Here is a 15,843-nt window from a genome sequence, read left to right as displayed (position 1 = left end):
GTGGCCATGACCCCTCGGACGGCCCTGCGACACCTGCTCCAGCAGGTGCCCGGTGGGCTGTCCTTCGCGCGCCTCGTGCGCGAGACGGTCCGCGTCTGCCTGCGCTACCGCGTGACAGGGCTCGCCTCCGAGGCGGGCTTCTTCGCCCTCCTCTCCCTGCCCCCGCTGGTCCTCGGCCTGATCGGGGGACTGGGATATGCCGGGAGCTGGGCCGGGCAGGGCACCGTCGACCAGGTGGTGGCCGGGCTCGCCGCCTACGCGCGGCGGTTCCTGACGGACGACAGCGTGGGCGCGGTCATCGTCCCGACGATCGACGAGGTGCTGCGGGGAGGTCGCATCGATCTGGTGTCGCTGGGGTTCGTCCTGTCCCTGTGGTCGGGTTCGCGGGCCCTGAACGTCTTCATCGACACCATCTCGATCATGTATGGCCAGAGCGGGGTCCGCGGCATCGTGCGCACCCGGACCCTGTCCTTCACGATGTACTCCGTCGCCGTGATGGTCGGCGCAGTGCTGATGCCGCTGGTCCTGCTCGGCCCCGCGATCCTGTCCCGGGTCCTGCCGGGGCCGGAGGTGCTCGTCGGCATCGTCCACGGGACCCTCGTCACCGGTGGCGTGCTGTGGGCGGTGACCTCGCTCTACCACGTTGCCACGCCCCGGCGCTCGCCCTGGCGCCGGGACCTTCCGGGGGCCGCCCTCACCGTGGTGCTCTGGGTGCTCGTCTCCTACGTCGTGCGGACCTGGCTCGGTGCGTCCATCGGCGGGACCTCCGTCTACGGACCACTGTCCGCACCCATCGTCCTGCTCGTCTGGCTCTACCTCCTCGCCATCGCCGTCCTGATCGGAGCCGCCATGAACGCTGCCGTCCGCCACCTGTGGCCCGTGCCCGACCGGCCCAGCGCCCGGGCCCGGGTGGTCGAGGCGATCCGGACCGAGCTCGAGGTGCGCCGCGAGCCGCGCCCGCGGACCTCGCCGTTCGGGCCGGTGATCGTGGGTCTCGTGGCCGACGCGCGGGGTGCTCAGGAATTGGACGTCCCGCGGCGGCATCGGTTAGTGTCGGTCAGCACGCACGGCGGGTGAAGGTGCACGCTGCGGATTCACCAAGATCCGGCGACCGCACGGTGCAGCACGCGGACATAGCTCAGTTGGTAGAGCGCAACCTTGCCAAGGTTGAGGTCGCCGGTTCGAGCCCGGTTGTCCGCTCCGAGGGTCCTGGACCCTCAGGGGGGTCCTCGGACCCTCCGGTGATGCATTGGCTAGCATGGTTGCACCTGCCACCATGCTGGCGCATCGGCACGGTGGAGTGGCCGAGAGGCGAGGCAACGGCCTGCAAAGCCGTGTACACGGGTTCAAATCCCGTCTCCACCTCGGGCGATTGGCGCAGCGGTAGCGCGCTTCCTTGACACGGAAGAGGTCACTGGTTCAAACCCAGTATCGCCCACCACCTCCAGCGGGCCCCGGACCGATCGGTCCGGGGCCCGCTGGCGTGTGCGGACCGGGATGCGGCTGGGCCATCGGTTGCGTTGGTACGGTGACGGGACCTGCCACGACGACCCCAGCGACGGAGACACCCTGGACCCCACGGAGCGCCCGGAGCACCCGCGGCCGGCCGGTGCGGACCGGCTGCCCCGGTGGTTGCGCGCGTCACCGCAGGACCCGGAGCGCGAGGCCCGGGTGTACGCCGGTCGCGCGCTGCTGGGCGTGCTGGTCGGGTGCGTGTGCGCGGTGCTGCTGCTGACCGCGATGTACCCCTCGCTGAGGTTCACCAACCAGCGCCCGGAGCGGACGACCGTCGCTGCGCCACCACCCGCCACCACGCGCGCCGCCCTGGCCCGGGCCGAGGCGGCTCCGGCGGCCGGCGTGCTGCGCGCCCTCCTCGCGCCCGTGCCGGCGGGGATGCCGTCCGGCCTGGTCGACGCGTCGTCCGTGACGGGCACCGTGTCGCCGGCCGTGTCGCCCACGTGCGACACCCCCGTCTCGCCGGTCCTGTCGCGCTCGCGCACCTGGGCGAGCCCGCCGGGCGCCGGAGGGTTCGGCTCCGGCGTGACGGTGACGGCCACGGCATACGGGCCGGGAGCCGGTGCACCGGCCCTCGACGCGATGCTGGTCGCGCGCCAGGAGTGCGTGGGGCAGACCCGGGTGACGGCCTCCTCGGGGCTCGGTGTGCAGACGCTGCGGGCCGCCAGGACCAAGGGGGCGGTGGACACGCGGTCGGTGCTGTTCCGGCGCGGCGACGTGGTGGTGTCGGTGTCCGGCACCGGGCGGCCCGTGCCCGAGGACGCCGCGGCCGACCTCGACCGCCGGCTGGCCCAGCTGCTCGCTCCGCTGTGCGCCGACCAGGACTCGACGACGGCCGACTTCGCCCGCTCTCCGCTCATCACGCGGACCGCCTTCACGGGCCTGCAGGTGCCTCGCGGGGTGGACCTGCCGGCCCAGGGCACGCCGCTGCCCGACCTCGCGCCCCCGCACGCCGGCACCCCGTTGCCTCCCGTCACGACCCCCACGCCGCCACAACCGCCCTACTGGCCCGAGCGGGCCCCCGACCCGGTCCCGAGCCCTACCGAGCCGCAGCCGCCGACGCCCTACCCCGTCCAGACGTCCTACCTCGCGCCCGCCCCCGACGAGCGGGGGCCCGGCTGCGGCTGGGCGTTCACCGGCACCATCGCGCCGACCTACGACGAGCAGGCGGCGGCCGCCACGCAGGAGCAGCGGAGGAAGGCGGCGGTGACGGCCATGCAGGCCGCCGTCGCGGCCTACCCCGCGGCGGTCCGGGCCTACGAGCAGGCGTGGCAGCGCTACCAGCGCGAGGCGCAGGCCTACACCGACTACGCGGTGGCCGCGCAGCAGGTGGAGAGCGCGTGGGCGACCATCCGCGCCCAGCAGGAGACCTACCGGGTGGCGCTCGAGGGCTACCAGCAGGCCCTGGCGGCCTACGACGCGGAGACTCGCCGTCGCGAGGACCTGGCGACGGCCTACGCCTCGGCGGTCGCGGCCTGCGCGACGACGGTGCCGCCGCCGTCCACGGACCCGGCGCAGCCCTCGCCGGCACCGAGCGCGACCAGCGTCCCGGCACCCACGTGCCCCCCGGCACGGGACCCGGCCCTCGACCTGCCGCCTCCCGCCTCGCCCACCTCGCCGTCCCCGCCGCCCGACCCACGCCCCACCCCGAGGCCCTGACGATGACCATCCCGTACGACGACCGGCCTGGCGGCCGGCAGCCCGCCCCTCGGCGACGTGCCCTCATGGCGCGGCTGGTCGGTGTCGCGGCGGTGGCCGGTCTCGCGGCCGCCGCCACGGCCGCGCCCGCGGTGATGATGACCGGCGCCGCGGCCAACAGCGTCGCGGACTACTGGGACGCGCTGCCGACCACGCTGCCCATCGAGCCGGTGCCGCAGCGGTCCACGATCCTCGCGGCGGACGGCAGCATCGTCGCGACGTTCTACTCCGAGAACCGCGTCGAGCTGCCTCTCGCGCAGGTCGCCCCCGTCGCGCGCCGGGCCGTGGTGGCGGTCGAGGACGACCGCTTCTACGAGCACGGCGGGGTCGACCTGCGCGGCACCCTGCGCGCGCTGGTCAACAACGCCGGGGACGGGGGCCGCCAGGGTGGGTCGACCCTCACGCAGCAGTACGTCAAGAACGTCCTGCTCAACAACGCCGAGACGCCGCAGGACCGCGCGCGGGCCACCGAGACGACGATCACGCGCAAGGCGCAGGAGGCCAAGCTCGCGGCGGCGCTCAACCGGACCATGAGCAAGGACGACATCCTGCAGGGCTACCTCAACATCGCCTACTTCGGCGACGGCGCCTACGGCATCGGCACGGCCGCACAGCACTTCTTCTCCGTCCCGGCGTCCCGACTGACCCTCACCCAGGCCGCGCTGCTCGCGGGTCTGGTCCAGAACCCCTACGGCTACAACCCGATGGTGCACCCCGAGCAGGCGCTGAAGCGCCGCAACGTCGTGCTGGCACGCATGCGCGACACGGGGGTCATCACCGCGCCGGAGGCGGCCCAGGCGCAGCGAACCCCGCTCGGGCTCAAGCCGTCCGAGGCCGCCAACGGGTGCACGGCCAGCCGCTACCCCTTCTACTGCCAGTGGGTCAGGGACACGCTCGAGCGGGACCCTACCTTCGGCGCCACCCCGGCGCAGCGACGTCGGTTCATGAACTCCGGGCTGACGATCCGGACCGCTCTGCAGCCGAGGCTCGCCGATCAGGCCCAGCGCGCCGCCGACGATGCGCTCGGGCGTGACAACCAGTTCGCCGCCGGGGTGGCGGTCGTGCAGCCCGGGACCGGGCAGGTCGTGGCCTTCGCGCAGAACCGCTCGTTCGGTCTGGGGCAGGGCCGGACCAACCAGATCTATCCGGCGCTGACGGCCTTTCAGCCGGGCTCGACCTTCAAACCCATCACGTATGCCGCGGCGCTCGAGGGCGGCTTCCCCGTCAACGGCGTCCAGGACGCGCCCGCGCGCTACCGCCCGGACAAGCTGAGCTATCCGCCTGGGGGATACCGCAACTCGATGGCGGCCGACGCGGGCCGGCTCACGGCCGGTCAGGCGCTCGCCCGCTCGTCCAACACGTGGTTCGTCATGCTGGAGGAGCAGGTCGGCGTGCCCAAGGTGGTCCAGATGGCCAACCGGCTCGGGATGACCTTGCCCGCCGACAAGATCGGGGCGGACGAGGGGTCCACGACCCTGGGGACGCACGACGCGTCACCGATCCAGGTGGCCTCCGTCTACGCGTCCTTCGCGGCCCACGGCAGGGTGTGCAAGCCGGTCGGCATCGTGGCCATCACCGGCGCCGACGGCAAGCCGCGCAAGGCGCCCGACCCGCAGTGCCACCAGGAGATCCGGCCGGGCATCGCCGACGCCGTGACCGCGGGTCTCGCGGAGACCATCGACGGCCCCGACCCGTACCGCACCGGCAAGCGCCTGTCGATCGGGCGCCCGGTCGCCGGCAAGACCGGGACCATGGACGGCAACGCCGCCGTGTGGTTCGCGGGCTACACCCCCCAGCTCGCGACCGCCGTGTGGGTGGGGGATCCGCGCGGAGGCCAGAAGCACCCCATCGACAGCGTGCAGCTCTACGGCCGCCGCATCGGCTCCGTCTTCGGCTCCACGGCGGCCGGACCCATCTGGCAGGACGCCATGCGGTCCATGCACGAGGGGCTCCCGGTCCAGGGTTTCGCGCCCGTCGGGCCCGCCGAGCTGGCCGGCACCCACGCCGTCATGCCCGACGTCCGGGGCCTGGGGCGCGACCAGGCCGTCCGCGTGCTGCAGGACTCGGGCTTCGACGTCACGCTGGCACCGACGGCGGCGGGCCCAGATCCGTTGCGGCCCAAGGACGTCGTGGCCGCGCAGGCCCCGGCGCCTGGCACGGCGGTGGGTCTGTCGGGCAAGGCCACGATCACGCTCAGCGCAGGCTCGGACCTGACCGTCCGGCTGCCCGACGCCCCGTAACCTCGATTTGGGCCGCACGTCACCCATCGGCTATCGTTTCTACGCGCACCACGGCGTGGTGCAGGCGGACATAGCTCAGTTGGTAGAGCGCAACCTTGCCAAGGTTGAGGTCGCCGGTTCGAGCCCGGTTGTCCGCTCCGACGAGGGGCGCGAGAGATCGCGCCCCTCGCCCTAGGGCGATTGGCGCAGCGGTAGCGCGCTTCCTTGACACGGAAGAGGTCACTGGTTCAAACCCAGTATCGCCCACCACAGCGAACCCCCTCTGGCCGCAGCGATGCGACCAGAGGGGGTTCGTGCGTCTGGGGCCGAGGTCCTGATCGTGGCCGCCGGGGCTCAACCCTGGCGGGACGTCCTGGCGTCACGAAGGCCCGGTGCCCTCACCACGTGAGAGCACCGGGCCTTCGACATACGGGAGGGGCTGCGGCTCAGGCGACCGGGCGCACCGGCATCCGCTGGATGTCCAGGACGTGGCGCAGGCGCCGCAGGATCTGGGACAGCAGCCGCGAGACCTGCACCTGGCTGACACCGATCTCGTCGGCGATCTCCTGCTGCGTCATCTCCGAGAAGTAGCGCAGCTCGATGATCTTGCGCTGGCGCGGGGTCAGGCAGTCCAGGAGCGTGTGGACGGTCATCTCGTTCATCAGGTTGGCGAGGTCGTCGTCGTCGTCCGGGATCAGGTGCCCCAGCGTCGTGGACGAGCCCTCGCCGGTCGGGTGCTCGAGCGACAGCGGCTGGTAGCCGGTGGCGGCGCGCTCGACGTCGGCGAGCTCCTGCGCCGTCAGGCCCAGGGCGTCGGCCACCTCGGTGGAGGTGGGGGCGCGGCCGAGCTTCTGCTCCAGCTCCTGCTGGGTCTCGCGGACGCGGGGACGCAGCTCCTGCAGCCGGCGCGGCGGGCGCACGGACCAGCACTTGTCCCGGAAGTGCTTGCGCAGCTCACCGATGATGGTGGGGGTGGCGAAGTCGATGAGGCTGACCCCGTGGGAGGGGTCGTAGCGCAGGACGGCCATGACCAGGCCCAGGTTGGCGACCTGCTCGAGGTCGTCGGCGGGCTCGCCACGGTTGCGGTAGCGGCTCGCGAGCCGCTTGGCGAGCGACAGGTTGTCGGAGATGACCTTGTTGTAGACGGCCTGGCGCTCCTCGGCGGCGAGGTCGGGGATCGTGGCGAGAAGTCGTTCGGACTCGCCGTCACCGACGGGCCGGACGTGCGGCAGGCCGAAGACGATGTGATGAGAAGACTTGCTCAACAGGGGAACCTCGATCGTTGTCGGGGTAAGACAGGCCGTCTTCTAGACCTGCGGGCCAGCCGGTACCCGCTAGGGGACGCCCTCGGTGCCAGCCTTGTCAGCGATACTACCCACGGATGCTGGCGCAACCCCACCTTTGGTGGAAACACAGGTTGTGACCAGACGAATCGGGTCATCGACGTGCAGCAACGCGCAAAGGGGGCGTGAACATGACGGAGCGTGACTGGGCCTGGAGGCGGCGACTCAGGGCGGACCCGCGCAGCCACGCCGTGTATCGGGCGGTCGTCGGGGCGGTCGGCCTGGTGATCGTGGTGGTCGGTCTGATCCTGGTGCCGTTCCCCGGGCCGGGGTGGCTGATCGTCTTTCTCGGCGTCCTCGTCTGGGCGACGGAGTTCGCGTGGGCCCAGCGGCTGCACGGGTGGGGGATGGGGCACCTGCGGAGGTGGAACGACTGGCTCCTGCGGCAACCGGTGTGGGTGCGCGCGGCCGTCGGCCTGGCCACCGCGGCGTTCGTAGGGCTGGTCGTCCTGACCACCATGGCGTTCACCGGCGTGCCCGCCTGGCTGCCCGACCCGGTGGAGCGAGTCCTGGTCGATCTGCTGCCCTGAGACCCGATTTCGTGCTGGACCCCGACACCGGATACGATGCCGTAGTTGTCCGCTGCGGCGGCACCTGGACGTGTAGCTCAGTTGGTTAGAGCGTTCGCTTCACACGCGAGAGGTCAGGGGTTCGAGTCCCTTCACGTCCACCATCATCGAGAGGGGCCGGACGCTGTGGGCGTGCCGGTCCCTCTGGCGTTGCCGACCGGGTCGATCCGGCTGGCGGCGCGGATTGGCCCTGGTTGGTGCTGGGGGTGCACGCTTGACCCATGGCATCCAGCGTCACGCCCGTGTGGCCCCTCACCGACATCGCCGTCTATCCCGTCAAGGGTGAGCCGGGCCGTCCCCTGCGCCAGGCCGTGCTCACCGACTCCGGCCTCGTCGGCGACCGCGCCAAGCGGCACCCGCTCCTGGTCGCCACGGCCACGCAGGCAGCCGGCGACCTGCGCGCCAACCTGGTCCTCGACATGAGCGACGACGAGCTGGCCGCCCTCGAGGGGCAGGAGCTGCGGATCGGTGACGTGGTGGTGCGGCTGGGGTGCAAGCCGAGCGCCTGCGAGGGCCTGTATGCCGAGACCGTCAAGGGCGGCGATCTGCTGGTGGGGGACCAGGCGCGCGTCGTGCGCTGCTGCGCGTCCTTCTGACCACTCGGCGGGAGGTCATCCTGACCGAACCCGGTTGCCCTGCCCGATAGCCTAGGAAGAACGTCACCGCAGCGGTGACGGCCGCCCGCGAGGCAGCGGGACGTCATACGAGAACGAACTGGAGACACCTGTGTCAGCCGACATCACCGTGCACATCGCTGGAGACGAGCGAACGGTGACGGCAGGCACGACTGCCGCCGACCTGTTCGCCGACGACCGCCGCATCGTCGTGGCCCGCATCGGTGGCGAGCTCAAGGACCTGGCCACGGAGCTGCGCGACGGCGATCAGGTCGAGGGCGTCGACATCGCCAGCGACGACGGCCTCGACGTGCTGCGGCACTCCTGCGCGCACGTGATGGCGCAGGCCGTGCAGCAGGTCAACCCCGATGCCAGGCTCGGTATCGGACCGCCGGTCCGCGACGGCTTCTACTACGACTTCCAGGTGGACGAGCCGTTCACGCCCGAGGACCTCAAGGCCCTCGAGAAGGTCATGCAGAAGATCATCAACGAGGGGCAGACCTTCCGCCGCCGCGTGGTGAGCGAGACCGAGGCGCTGGAGGAGCTTGCGGGCGAGCCCTTCAAGTGCGAGCTGGTCGGGCTCAAGGGCTCGATGACCCACGACGACGAGGACGCCGGAGCGGGCGTCGAGGTCGGCGCGGGCGAGCTCACCATCTACGACAACGTCCGCCGCGACGGCACCGTCGCGTGGGGCGACCTGTGCCGCGGCCCGCACCTGCCGAGCACCAAGATCATCGCCAACGGCTTCAAGCTCATGCGCTCCGCCGCCGCCTACTGGCGCGGCAACCAGGCCAACGAGCAGCTGCAGCGCCTCTACGGCACGGCCTGGCCCAGCAAGGACGAGCTGCGCGCCTATCTCGACCGCCTCGCCGAGGCCGAGAAGCGCGACCACCGCAAGCTGGGCGTCGAGCTCGATCTGTTCTCCTTCCCCGACGAGATCGGCTCCGGCCTGCCCGTGTTCCACCCCAAGGGCGGGATCATCAAGCGGGAGATGGAGGACTACGTCCGGCGCCGGCACATCGAGGAGGGCTTCGAGTACGTCGGCACCCCGCACATCGCCAAGGACGGGCTCTTCCACACCTCCGGGCACCTGCCGTACTACGCGGACACGATGTTCCCGCCGCTGCACGTGGACGAGGAGCGCAACGACGCCGGCGAGGTGACCAAGCCGGGTCAGGACTACCGCCTCAAGGCGATGAACTGCCCGATGCACAACCTCATCTACCGTTCCCGTGGCCGGTCCTACCGCGAGCTCCCCCTGCGGCTCTTCGAGTTCGGTTCGGTCTACCGCTACGAGAAGTCCGGGGTCATCCACGGGCTGACGCGCGTGCGCGGCTTCGCCCAGGACGACTCGCACTCCTATGTCACGGCCGAGCAGGCGCCGGCGGAGATCAAGCACCTGCTGGACTTCGTGCTCGGGCTGCTGCGCGACTTCGGGCTGTCCGACTTCTACCTCGAGCTGTCCACGCGGGAGGCCGAGGGCGCCAAGAAGGACAAGTTCATCGGCTCGGACGAGCAGTGGGAGGCCGCGACCCGCGTGCTGGAGCAGGTGTGCCTCGAGTCGGGTCTCGAGCTCGTGCCGGACCCGGGCGGCGCCGCCTACTACGGCCCCAAGGTGTCGGTGCAGGCCCGCGACGCCATCGGCCGCACCTGGCAGATGTCGACCATCCAGTACGACTTCAACCAGCCGGAGCGCTTCGGGCTGGAGTACCAGGCCGCCGACGGCACCCGCAAGCAGCCGGTCATGATCCACTCGGCCAAGTTCGGGTCGATCGAGCGGTTCATGGGGGTGCTGGTCGAGCACTACGCGGGGGCCTTCCCGGTGTGGCTGTCCCCGGTCCAGGTGACGGGCGTCCCGGTGGCCGAGGACTTCGCGGACTACCTGGAGGACGTGGCGCGTCAGCTGCGCCGCCGGGGCGTGCGGGTCGAGGTGGACCACAGCGACGACCGCTTCCCCAAGAAGATCCGCAACGCCTCGAAGTCCAAGGTGCCCTACGTGCTCATCGCGGGGGGCGAGGACGTCGAGGCGGGGGCGGTGTCCTTCCGCTACCGCGACGGGTCGCAGCGCAACGGGATCCCGGTGGGACAGGCTGTCGAGGAGATCGTGCGGTCCGTGGAGTCCCGTGAGCAGGTCATGACCGCGCCTATCGGCTCGCCCGAGGCGTCGCCCGAGGCGGTCGAGCCCGCTGAGCCCACCACGACCGCCGAGACTGCCTGAGCGCCGCTCGCGCCTGACGGCACGCGCTCGGCATACCGGCGCAGGATGACCGACGGCACCCACCCCCCGGGGGGTGGGTGCCGTGTCGAGTCCTCAGGCCTGGTCGGTGCCCGCCGCTGACGCCGCCGCCGCAAGGCCGCGGTCGAGGTCTGCCAGGATGTCGTCGATGTGCTCCAGGCCCACCGACAGGCGCACCAGGCCGGGCGTGACGCCGGCCCCGAGGCGGTCCTCGTCCGACCCCTGCGAGTGCGTCGTCGAGGCCGGGTGGATGACGAGCGAGCGGACGTCGCCGATGTTGGCGACGTGGCTGTGCAGCTCAAGAGCGTCCACGAAGGCCCGCCCCGCGTCGACCCCACCGGCGAGTTCGAAGGAGAACACCGAACCGGATCCCTTGGGGCAGTAGCGTTCTGCGCGCGCGTTCTCCGGGCTGCCGTCGAGCGAGGCGTAGTAGACGCGCTCGACCTGCGGGTGGCCCGCCAGGTGCTCGACGACGCGGCGGGTGTTGGCGAGGTGCCGCTCGATGCGCAGCGAGAGGGTCTCGATGCCGAGGCCCACGAGGAAGGCGTTGAACGGCGAGCATGCCGAGCCGAGGTCGCGCAGCAGCTCGACGCGCGCCTTGAGGATGAACGCCAGGTTGGCGCCGAGCGCCGAGCCGACCCCGAGGTCGCGGGCGTAGACGAGCCCGTGGTAGCTGTCGGACGGCGTGTTGAGCTGTGGGAAGCGCTCGGGGTCCTGGGCGTAGTCGAACGTGCCGGCATCGACGAGCGCCCCCACGATCGACGTGCCGTGGCCGCCGAGGAACTTCGTGGCCGAGTGGATGACGACGTCGGCGCCGTGCTCGATCGGGCGGATGAGGTAGGGCGTCGCGACGGTGTTGTCGACGAACAACGGCACGCCCGCCTCGTGGGCGACCCCGGCGATCCCGGCGATGTCGAGGACCTTCTGGTCGGGGTTGGAGATCGTCTCGCCGAAGAAGAGCTTGGTCTCCGGGCGGACCGCGGCGCGCCACTGCTCAAGGTCCGCCTGGTCGTCGACGAAGGTCGTCGTGATCCCCAGCTTCGGGAGCGTGTAGCGCAGCAGGTTGTAGGTCCCGCCATACAGCGCGGGGGAGGCCACGACGTGGTCGCCCGCCTGCGCGACGTTGAGGATCGCGAAGGTCGTCGCCGCCATGCCCGACCCCAGCAGCAGCGCGCCGACCCCACCCTCCAGCGCCGCGATGCGCTCCTCGATGGCGTTGTTCGTCGGGTTGCCGAGGCGGGTGTAGATCGGTCCGAGGTCCGACAGCGCAAACCGGTCCGCCGCGACCTGCGCGTCGTCGAAGACGAACGAGGTGGTCTGGTAGATCGGTAGCGCCCGCGCGCCCGTCTCGGAGTCCGGGGTCTGCCCCGCATGGATCTGCTTGGTCTCGAATGCCCAGTCGCTCATGACCACGTACCCTTCCTGACGCTCATGACCTGCGGCGACTCTAGGAGGGGTCTCGCAGGGTGAGGGAGGGGCGTCCCGGCATACGGACCACGCTCCCATGGAGTGACGGTTTGGTCACGAGGAGGTGCCGAGACCCTCGACCGGTGGTTCACTGTGGCCATGAGCGCCCCTGCCCACATCCGCCGTGCCCGCCCGCACGACGCGTTCGCCGTTGCCGCGATGATGCTGCAGCTCGGCAGGGAGCGCGGCGCCTCGCCGGACCCGGAGTTCATCGACCGGTTCGCCGACGCCTGGCTGCGCAGCAGCGGTTCGCACGCCTACTGGCTCGCCGAGATCGAGAAGCGGCCCCTCGGCATCGCCGGCGTCACTCTCGTCGAGCAGCTGCCCGTTCTCGGCGGCCCCCGGCGCTCGCGGTGGGGCCAGGTGCACACGATGTTCGTGACGCCGACCTTCCGCCGGTGCGGGATCGGTGGGCAGATGGCGCGGGAGGTGTTCGCGTGGTCCTCGGCCGAGGGGCTGACGCACCTGCGCGGTGACCTCACCGAGCTCGGCCCGGCAGCCCCGGGCATCGCGCGTCGTCTGGGTGGACGGCCCGCTCATGAGGGGATCTTCGAGTCGGTGCTGAGGGTCCCCGCAACGCTCTTCTGAGATCATCCGGTCTGGACCAGACCGTGCGCGTCAAGGCCCTGGGTGGCCTGTTCGCCATCATGGACCCGTTCGTCGCTCTGCCGATGTCCTGACGCTCACTGCCGGGTATGACGCCGCGCGCGGCAACGCAGGACCACCGTCCGTCTGGCGGCATATGGGCCTCGTGATGTCGTTGGTGGTCATGGTGGCGGGCACGGCGATCCTGTCACTCTCCGCCCTGCTCCGTCAGTCGGAGAAGGGGGAGGGCTGCTGCGGCTGCGGCGGCGCGAGGTCCGCCAGCAGCTGCAGGTAGCGGTCCTGGACGGTGACGCGCGTGATGTCCCGCAGGCGCCACGCGGACAGGGCGTCCCACTGCGCGTCCGACCCCAGCTCCTGCAGCATGAGCGTGCCCTCGGCGACCAGGGCGGGGGCCCCGACGAAGACGTCGTCCTCGCTGTCGCGAAGGTCCAGCCCCACCAGCGGGAAGCGGTCGGCCAGTCCTGCGAGCAGCGCGTCCGTGCGGTCCAGGTCGAGGTCCTCGAGAGCGGCCGGCGGCCAGCGGTCGTCCCGCTCGAAGGCGCGGCGTTCGACGGTGGCGGGCTCGACGCGGTGGATGCGCTCAAGGGCGGCCAGCCGGACAGCGGCGTAGCCGTCGGGCCACGGTGCGGCGAGCGCGACCAGGCACCAGCGGCGACCCACGCCGACGCAGTAGCCGACGACGTCGTCACCGTCCCGGGTCGTGAGGCGCACGCAGGTCGTCTGATCGATGGCGTCCTGGAGCGTCGCGCGGATGCGGGCCCGACGGGTGTCGGCGTGCTTGGTCATGGCGCCCAGCATGCCAGGCTGCCCTGGGCGACCCGTGCAGGAAGTGCCCGTCCACCGCGCTGATCCGTGGGGCGGACCGGGAGCGCGACGCGTCGAGCAACGCCTGGAGGCGGTGGAGCTCCTGCCGGGTCTCCTTCACGGCTGCCCGAGCAGGAAGGTCGGGATCTGACGGTCCGTCTTGGTCTGGTAGTCGGCGCAGGGCGGGAACGCCTCGACGCAGCGGGGCCACCTAGCGGCGTGCTCGGCATCGGTGGCCAGGCGCGCCACCTGACGCGTGACGGTCGTGCCGTCCTGCAGGCGCAGGTGCGGGTGGGCGACCAGTTGAGGAACCACTGCGGGTGCCCCGGGGCGCCGGGCGTGGGGTCTGGCGTCGTCGCCATACCGTCGAGTCTAGGATCGAGGGGTGACAGACCTCCAGGGCCCGCGCAGCATCGAGGACGCCGGCCAGCTCGCCGGTGTGGACGACGGGTTCGAGCGTCTGTGGACGCCGCACCGCATGGCCTACATCCAGGCGGACCGGCCGAGCACCGGTCCGGGACAGGGATGCCCGTTCTGCGCGGCCCCCGACAAGGACGACGCCGACGGGCTGATCGTGCACCGCGGCGAGCTGTGCTTCGTGGTGATGAACCTCTTCCCGTACAACCCCGGGCACCTGCTCGTCTGCCCCTACCGGCACGTCCCGCTCTACCTCGACCTCACCGACGACGAGACCGAGGAGTTCACCCGGCTGACCAAGGCGGCCATCCGCGCGCTGGAGGCGGCGAGCAGCCCGATGGGCTTCAACCTCGGCATGAACCAGGGCGCCGTCGCCGGGGCGGGCGTCGCCGCACACCTGCACCAGCACGTGGTGCCGCGGTGGGGCGGCGACATGAACTTCCTGCCGATCGTCGGTCAGACCAAGGCCCTGCCCGTCCTTCTCGAGGACACCCGGCAACAGATCGTGGCGGCCTGGCCGGGGGAGTGAGCCGTATGCCGGACCTGCCCGCCATGCCGACGGACCCCCAGCCCGTCCTCCTCTATGACGACACGACCGCCCTCGGCCGGGCGCGGGCGCGGGTGCTGTGGCACGTGGTGTCGCGCGACAGGTTCGAGCTGCGGCCCTGGCGCCGGGTGGCGCTCGAGCGGTGGGGTCTCGCCCCCGAGGACTGCCGCGGACACCTGGTCTGGGTCGGCGGGGACGGCACGGTGACCCGCGGCCGCGGGGTCTGGCCGGAGCTGCTGCGGCACGGCCACCGCTTCCTGCGGCCGGGTGTGCGCCCGGTGGAGGGGCTCGTCAGAGCGCGTGCACGCCGCTGAATATCAGCACCACGCCGAAGGCCAGGAAGAGCAGGGCGGCGCCGATCTTGATGGTGCGTTCTGGCAGCTTGCGGCCGAGCAGGGCCCCGGCACCGATCGCGAGGGCGTCGGCCGCTACCATGCCGAGCGTGGAGCCCACCCACGTGCCGAACCACCCCTCCTGGGTGGCCAGGGTGATGGTCGCGAGCATGGTCTTGTCGCCCAGCTCGGCCAGGAAGAAGGCCGTGCCGACCGCGAGCAGCGCCATGCCGCGGCTGTTGCGGGCCTTGGCGGCCTCGTCGTCCGTCAGCTCGTCGCCGCGCAGGGTCCACGCGGCGAAGGCCAGGAAGGCGATGCCCGCCACGACCTGGATGGCGCCCTGGGCGTCGGCGAAGACGTCGCCGATGGCGTAGCCGATACCGACGGACGCGAGGTGGACCAGGGCCGTGGCCGCGGTGATCCCGAGGAGCACGTCCCGGGCGCGGTAGCGGGCGGCGAAGGTCATGGCCATCAGCTGGCTCTTGTCGCCGAGCTCGGCGACGAAGATCACCGCGGTGCTCAGGAGGAAGGCGTACACGAGGGGGTCCTCTCAGGCCTGCCGGACCCGCGTCGTGGACGGACCTCGGCCAGGCACGTCCGTCGACGGGGTGCTGGTCGAAAGTCTCGTCCGCCACGAGGTCGTGGCCTGCCGAGCCGGGCCCGAGGGCCAATGTGTCGACTCGACTGTTGGGGACTACTCCCTTTCGTCGCCCAGGATAGCGCGGTTGGCGCCTCAGGCGTTGATCTGGTCGCTGTCGAGGTGGCGGACCCGGTTGACCCAGAGCACGCGCCACTCGCCGTCCTCGTGCCGCAGGGCGGTCACCGAGGAGTTGGACAGCTCGAACTTGCGGCCGGCCTCGCCGATCCCGACGGCCGCCCCGATCAGCAGCTGACCGAAGTGCTGGTGGGTAAGGATGCCGATCTTGGTCCGGTCCCCGTGCCGGGACGCCAGGTCGTCGAGGACCGCGGCGGCCCGGCGCTGGGCCTCGGCGTGCTCCTCCTCGAAGCCGCCGTCCCATTCCGAGCCCTGCTCGACGTCGGCCGGCAGCGTGAGGGACGGCGCGATGTCGTGCATCTCCTGCGTGCTGAGGCCGGGGTAGGGGCGGCGCACGCCGGTGGCCGGGTGGGCGGCGTACAGGCCACCGACCTCGCCCAGGTCCGTCCGGCCGATGGGCTCGAGCCCTAGGGCGTCGGCGAGCGGGGCGACGGTCTGCAGGCACCGGTGCGTGAGGGCGGTGTGGAGGACCTCCACGTCGAGGTGGCTGCGGTCCTCCCGCACCGCCTCGGCGAGGCGCCGGGCCTGTTCGTGACCGAGCTCGGACAGCTCGGAGTCGGGCGTGCGGCCTGCGCGGCTGCCGGTCTCGGCATACAGCTTGTTGTTCTCGGACTGACCGTGGCGGATGACGAAGAGGTCCATGTCCCAGAGTCTGTCATCCGCCACGGCCGGCGCCCAGCCCGGGGTGGCCCGGAAGCTCG

15 protein-coding genes and 6 tRNA genes are annotated in these 15,843 nt (G+C 71.7%); 15 read left to right on the top strand and 6 right to left on the bottom strand.

Annotated features, from left to right (window positions below):
- The first annotated feature begins 6 nt into the window (after positions 1-6).
- From GGG17_RS00710 to GGG17_RS00675, 8 genes are all read left to right on the top strand, one after another.
- Positions 7-1,077: a YihY/virulence factor BrkB family protein gene (locus GGG17_RS00710; protein ID WP_154591896.1), complete on the top strand. Its 1,071-nt coding sequence runs from the start codon at positions 7-9 to the stop codon at positions 1,075-1,077.
- 50 nt (positions 1,078-1,127) lie between these two features.
- Positions 1,128-1,200 (top strand) — tRNA-Gly (locus GGG17_RS00705).
- Between the two features lie 94 nt (positions 1,201-1,294).
- A tRNA-Cys gene (locus GGG17_RS00700) sits at positions 1,295-1,365 on the top strand.
- 1 nt (position 1,366) lies between these two features.
- Positions 1,367-1,441 (top strand) — tRNA-Val (locus GGG17_RS00695).
- A 56-nt stretch (positions 1,442-1,497) separates the two neighbouring features.
- Positions 1,498-3,174, top strand: a complete 1,677-nt coding sequence (locus tag GGG17_RS00690; RefSeq protein ID WP_154591895.1) for a hypothetical protein — start codon at positions 1,498-1,500, stop codon at positions 3,172-3,174.
- Positions 3,175-3,176: 2 nt separating this feature from the next.
- Complete coding sequence (locus GGG17_RS00685) at positions 3,177-5,453, top strand: transglycosylase domain-containing protein (protein WP_154591894.1); 2,277 nt, start codon at positions 3,177-3,179, stop codon at positions 5,451-5,453.
- A gap of 64 nt (positions 5,454-5,517) precedes the next feature.
- Positions 5,518-5,590: transfer RNA gene (locus tag GGG17_RS00680), tRNA-Gly, on the top strand.
- A gap of 37 nt (positions 5,591-5,627) precedes the next feature.
- Positions 5,628-5,702: transfer RNA gene (locus tag GGG17_RS00675), tRNA-Val, on the top strand.
- 176 nt (positions 5,703-5,878) lie between these two features.
- On the opposite strand, the gene GGG17_RS00670 is transcribed toward GGG17_RS00675, so the two are convergent.
- Positions 5,879-6,697, bottom strand: a complete 819-nt coding sequence (locus GGG17_RS00670) for a SigB/SigF/SigG family RNA polymerase sigma factor (RefSeq protein WP_195849067.1) — start codon at positions 6,695-6,697, stop codon at positions 5,879-5,881.
- Positions 6,698-6,906: 209 nt separating this feature from the next.
- Here GGG17_RS00670 and GGG17_RS00665 point away from each other — a divergent pair, with 209 nt between their 5' ends.
- From GGG17_RS00665 to thrS, 4 genes are all read left to right on the top strand, one after another.
- Positions 6,907-7,305, top strand: coding sequence for a TIGR02611 family protein (locus tag GGG17_RS00665; RefSeq protein ID WP_154591892.1), 399 nt, complete (start codon positions 6,907-6,909; stop codon positions 7,303-7,305).
- A 66-nt stretch (positions 7,306-7,371) separates the two neighbouring features.
- Positions 7,372-7,448 (top strand) — tRNA-Val (locus GGG17_RS00660).
- A gap of 117 nt (positions 7,449-7,565) precedes the next feature.
- Positions 7,566-7,940, top strand: coding sequence for an MOSC domain-containing protein (locus tag GGG17_RS00655; RefSeq protein WP_154591891.1), 375 nt, complete (start codon positions 7,566-7,568; stop codon positions 7,938-7,940).
- A gap of 130 nt (positions 7,941-8,070) precedes the next feature.
- Complete coding sequence (gene thrS, locus GGG17_RS00650) at positions 8,071-10,176, top strand: threonine--tRNA ligase (protein WP_311966322.1); 2,106 nt, start codon at positions 8,071-8,073, stop codon at positions 10,174-10,176.
- 93 nt (positions 10,177-10,269) lie between these two features.
- Here the strand turns inward: thrS and GGG17_RS00645 are convergent, their stop codons facing one another.
- Positions 10,270-11,601, bottom strand: coding sequence for a bifunctional o-acetylhomoserine/o-acetylserine sulfhydrylase (locus tag GGG17_RS00645; RefSeq protein ID WP_154591889.1), 1,332 nt, complete (start codon positions 11,599-11,601; stop codon positions 10,270-10,272).
- Between the two features lie 159 nt (positions 11,602-11,760).
- Here GGG17_RS00645 and GGG17_RS00640 point away from each other — a divergent pair, with 159 nt between their 5' ends.
- Entirely contained in the window at positions 11,761-12,249 is a 489-nt protein-coding gene (locus tag GGG17_RS00640; RefSeq protein WP_154591888.1) for a GNAT family N-acetyltransferase, read from the top strand.
- Positions 12,250-12,474: 225 nt separating this feature from the next.
- Here GGG17_RS00640 and GGG17_RS00635 read toward each other — a convergent pair whose 3' ends face one another.
- Positions 12,475-13,053, bottom strand: coding sequence for a hypothetical protein (locus GGG17_RS00635; protein ID WP_154591887.1), 579 nt, complete (start codon positions 13,051-13,053; stop codon positions 12,475-12,477).
- Positions 13,054-13,188: 135 nt separating this feature from the next.
- Positions 13,189-13,386: a nitroreductase/quinone reductase family protein gene (locus GGG17_RS00630; protein ID WP_154591886.1), complete on the bottom strand. Its 198-nt coding sequence runs from the start codon at positions 13,384-13,386 to the stop codon at positions 13,189-13,191.
- A 70-nt stretch (positions 13,387-13,456) separates the two neighbouring features.
- On the opposite strand from GGG17_RS00630, the gene GGG17_RS00625 reads away from it, so the two are divergent.
- Together GGG17_RS00625 and GGG17_RS00620 are read left to right on the top strand one after the other, a co-directional pair.
- Positions 13,457-14,017, top strand: coding sequence for an HIT family protein (locus GGG17_RS00625; RefSeq protein ID WP_311966321.1), 561 nt, complete (start codon positions 13,457-13,459; stop codon positions 14,015-14,017).
- A 5-nt stretch (positions 14,018-14,022) separates the two neighbouring features.
- Positions 14,023-14,349 carry a hypothetical protein gene (locus GGG17_RS00620; protein WP_154591885.1) on the top strand — a complete coding sequence of 109 codons (327 nt, stop codon included), beginning with the start codon at positions 14,023-14,025 and terminating at the stop codon, positions 14,347-14,349.
- On the opposite strand, the gene GGG17_RS00615 is transcribed toward GGG17_RS00620, so the two are convergent.
- The gene (locus GGG17_RS00615) at positions 14,327-14,905 is read right to left on the bottom strand and encodes a TMEM165/GDT1 family protein (protein WP_311966320.1); all 579 of its coding nucleotides are present in this window, start codon (positions 14,903-14,905) and stop codon (positions 14,327-14,329) included. The two genes, GGG17_RS00620 and GGG17_RS00615, sit on opposite strands and share 23 nt — an antisense overlap.
- A 195-nt stretch (positions 14,906-15,100) precedes the next feature.
- Positions 15,101-15,784, bottom strand: a complete 684-nt coding sequence (locus tag GGG17_RS00610; RefSeq protein WP_154591884.1) for a histidine phosphatase family protein — start codon at positions 15,782-15,784, stop codon at positions 15,101-15,103.
- Between the last annotated feature and the right edge of the window lie 59 nt (positions 15,785-15,843).

This window comes from Arsenicicoccus cauae, assembly GCF_009707125.1.
In the GTDB taxonomy this organism is placed as follows: Bacteria; Actinomycetota; Actinomycetes; order Actinomycetales; family Dermatophilaceae; genus Arsenicicoccus; species Arsenicicoccus cauae.
Note: the sequence above shows the minus strand (reverse complement) of the source record. Positions and strands in the feature narration are given on the sequence as shown.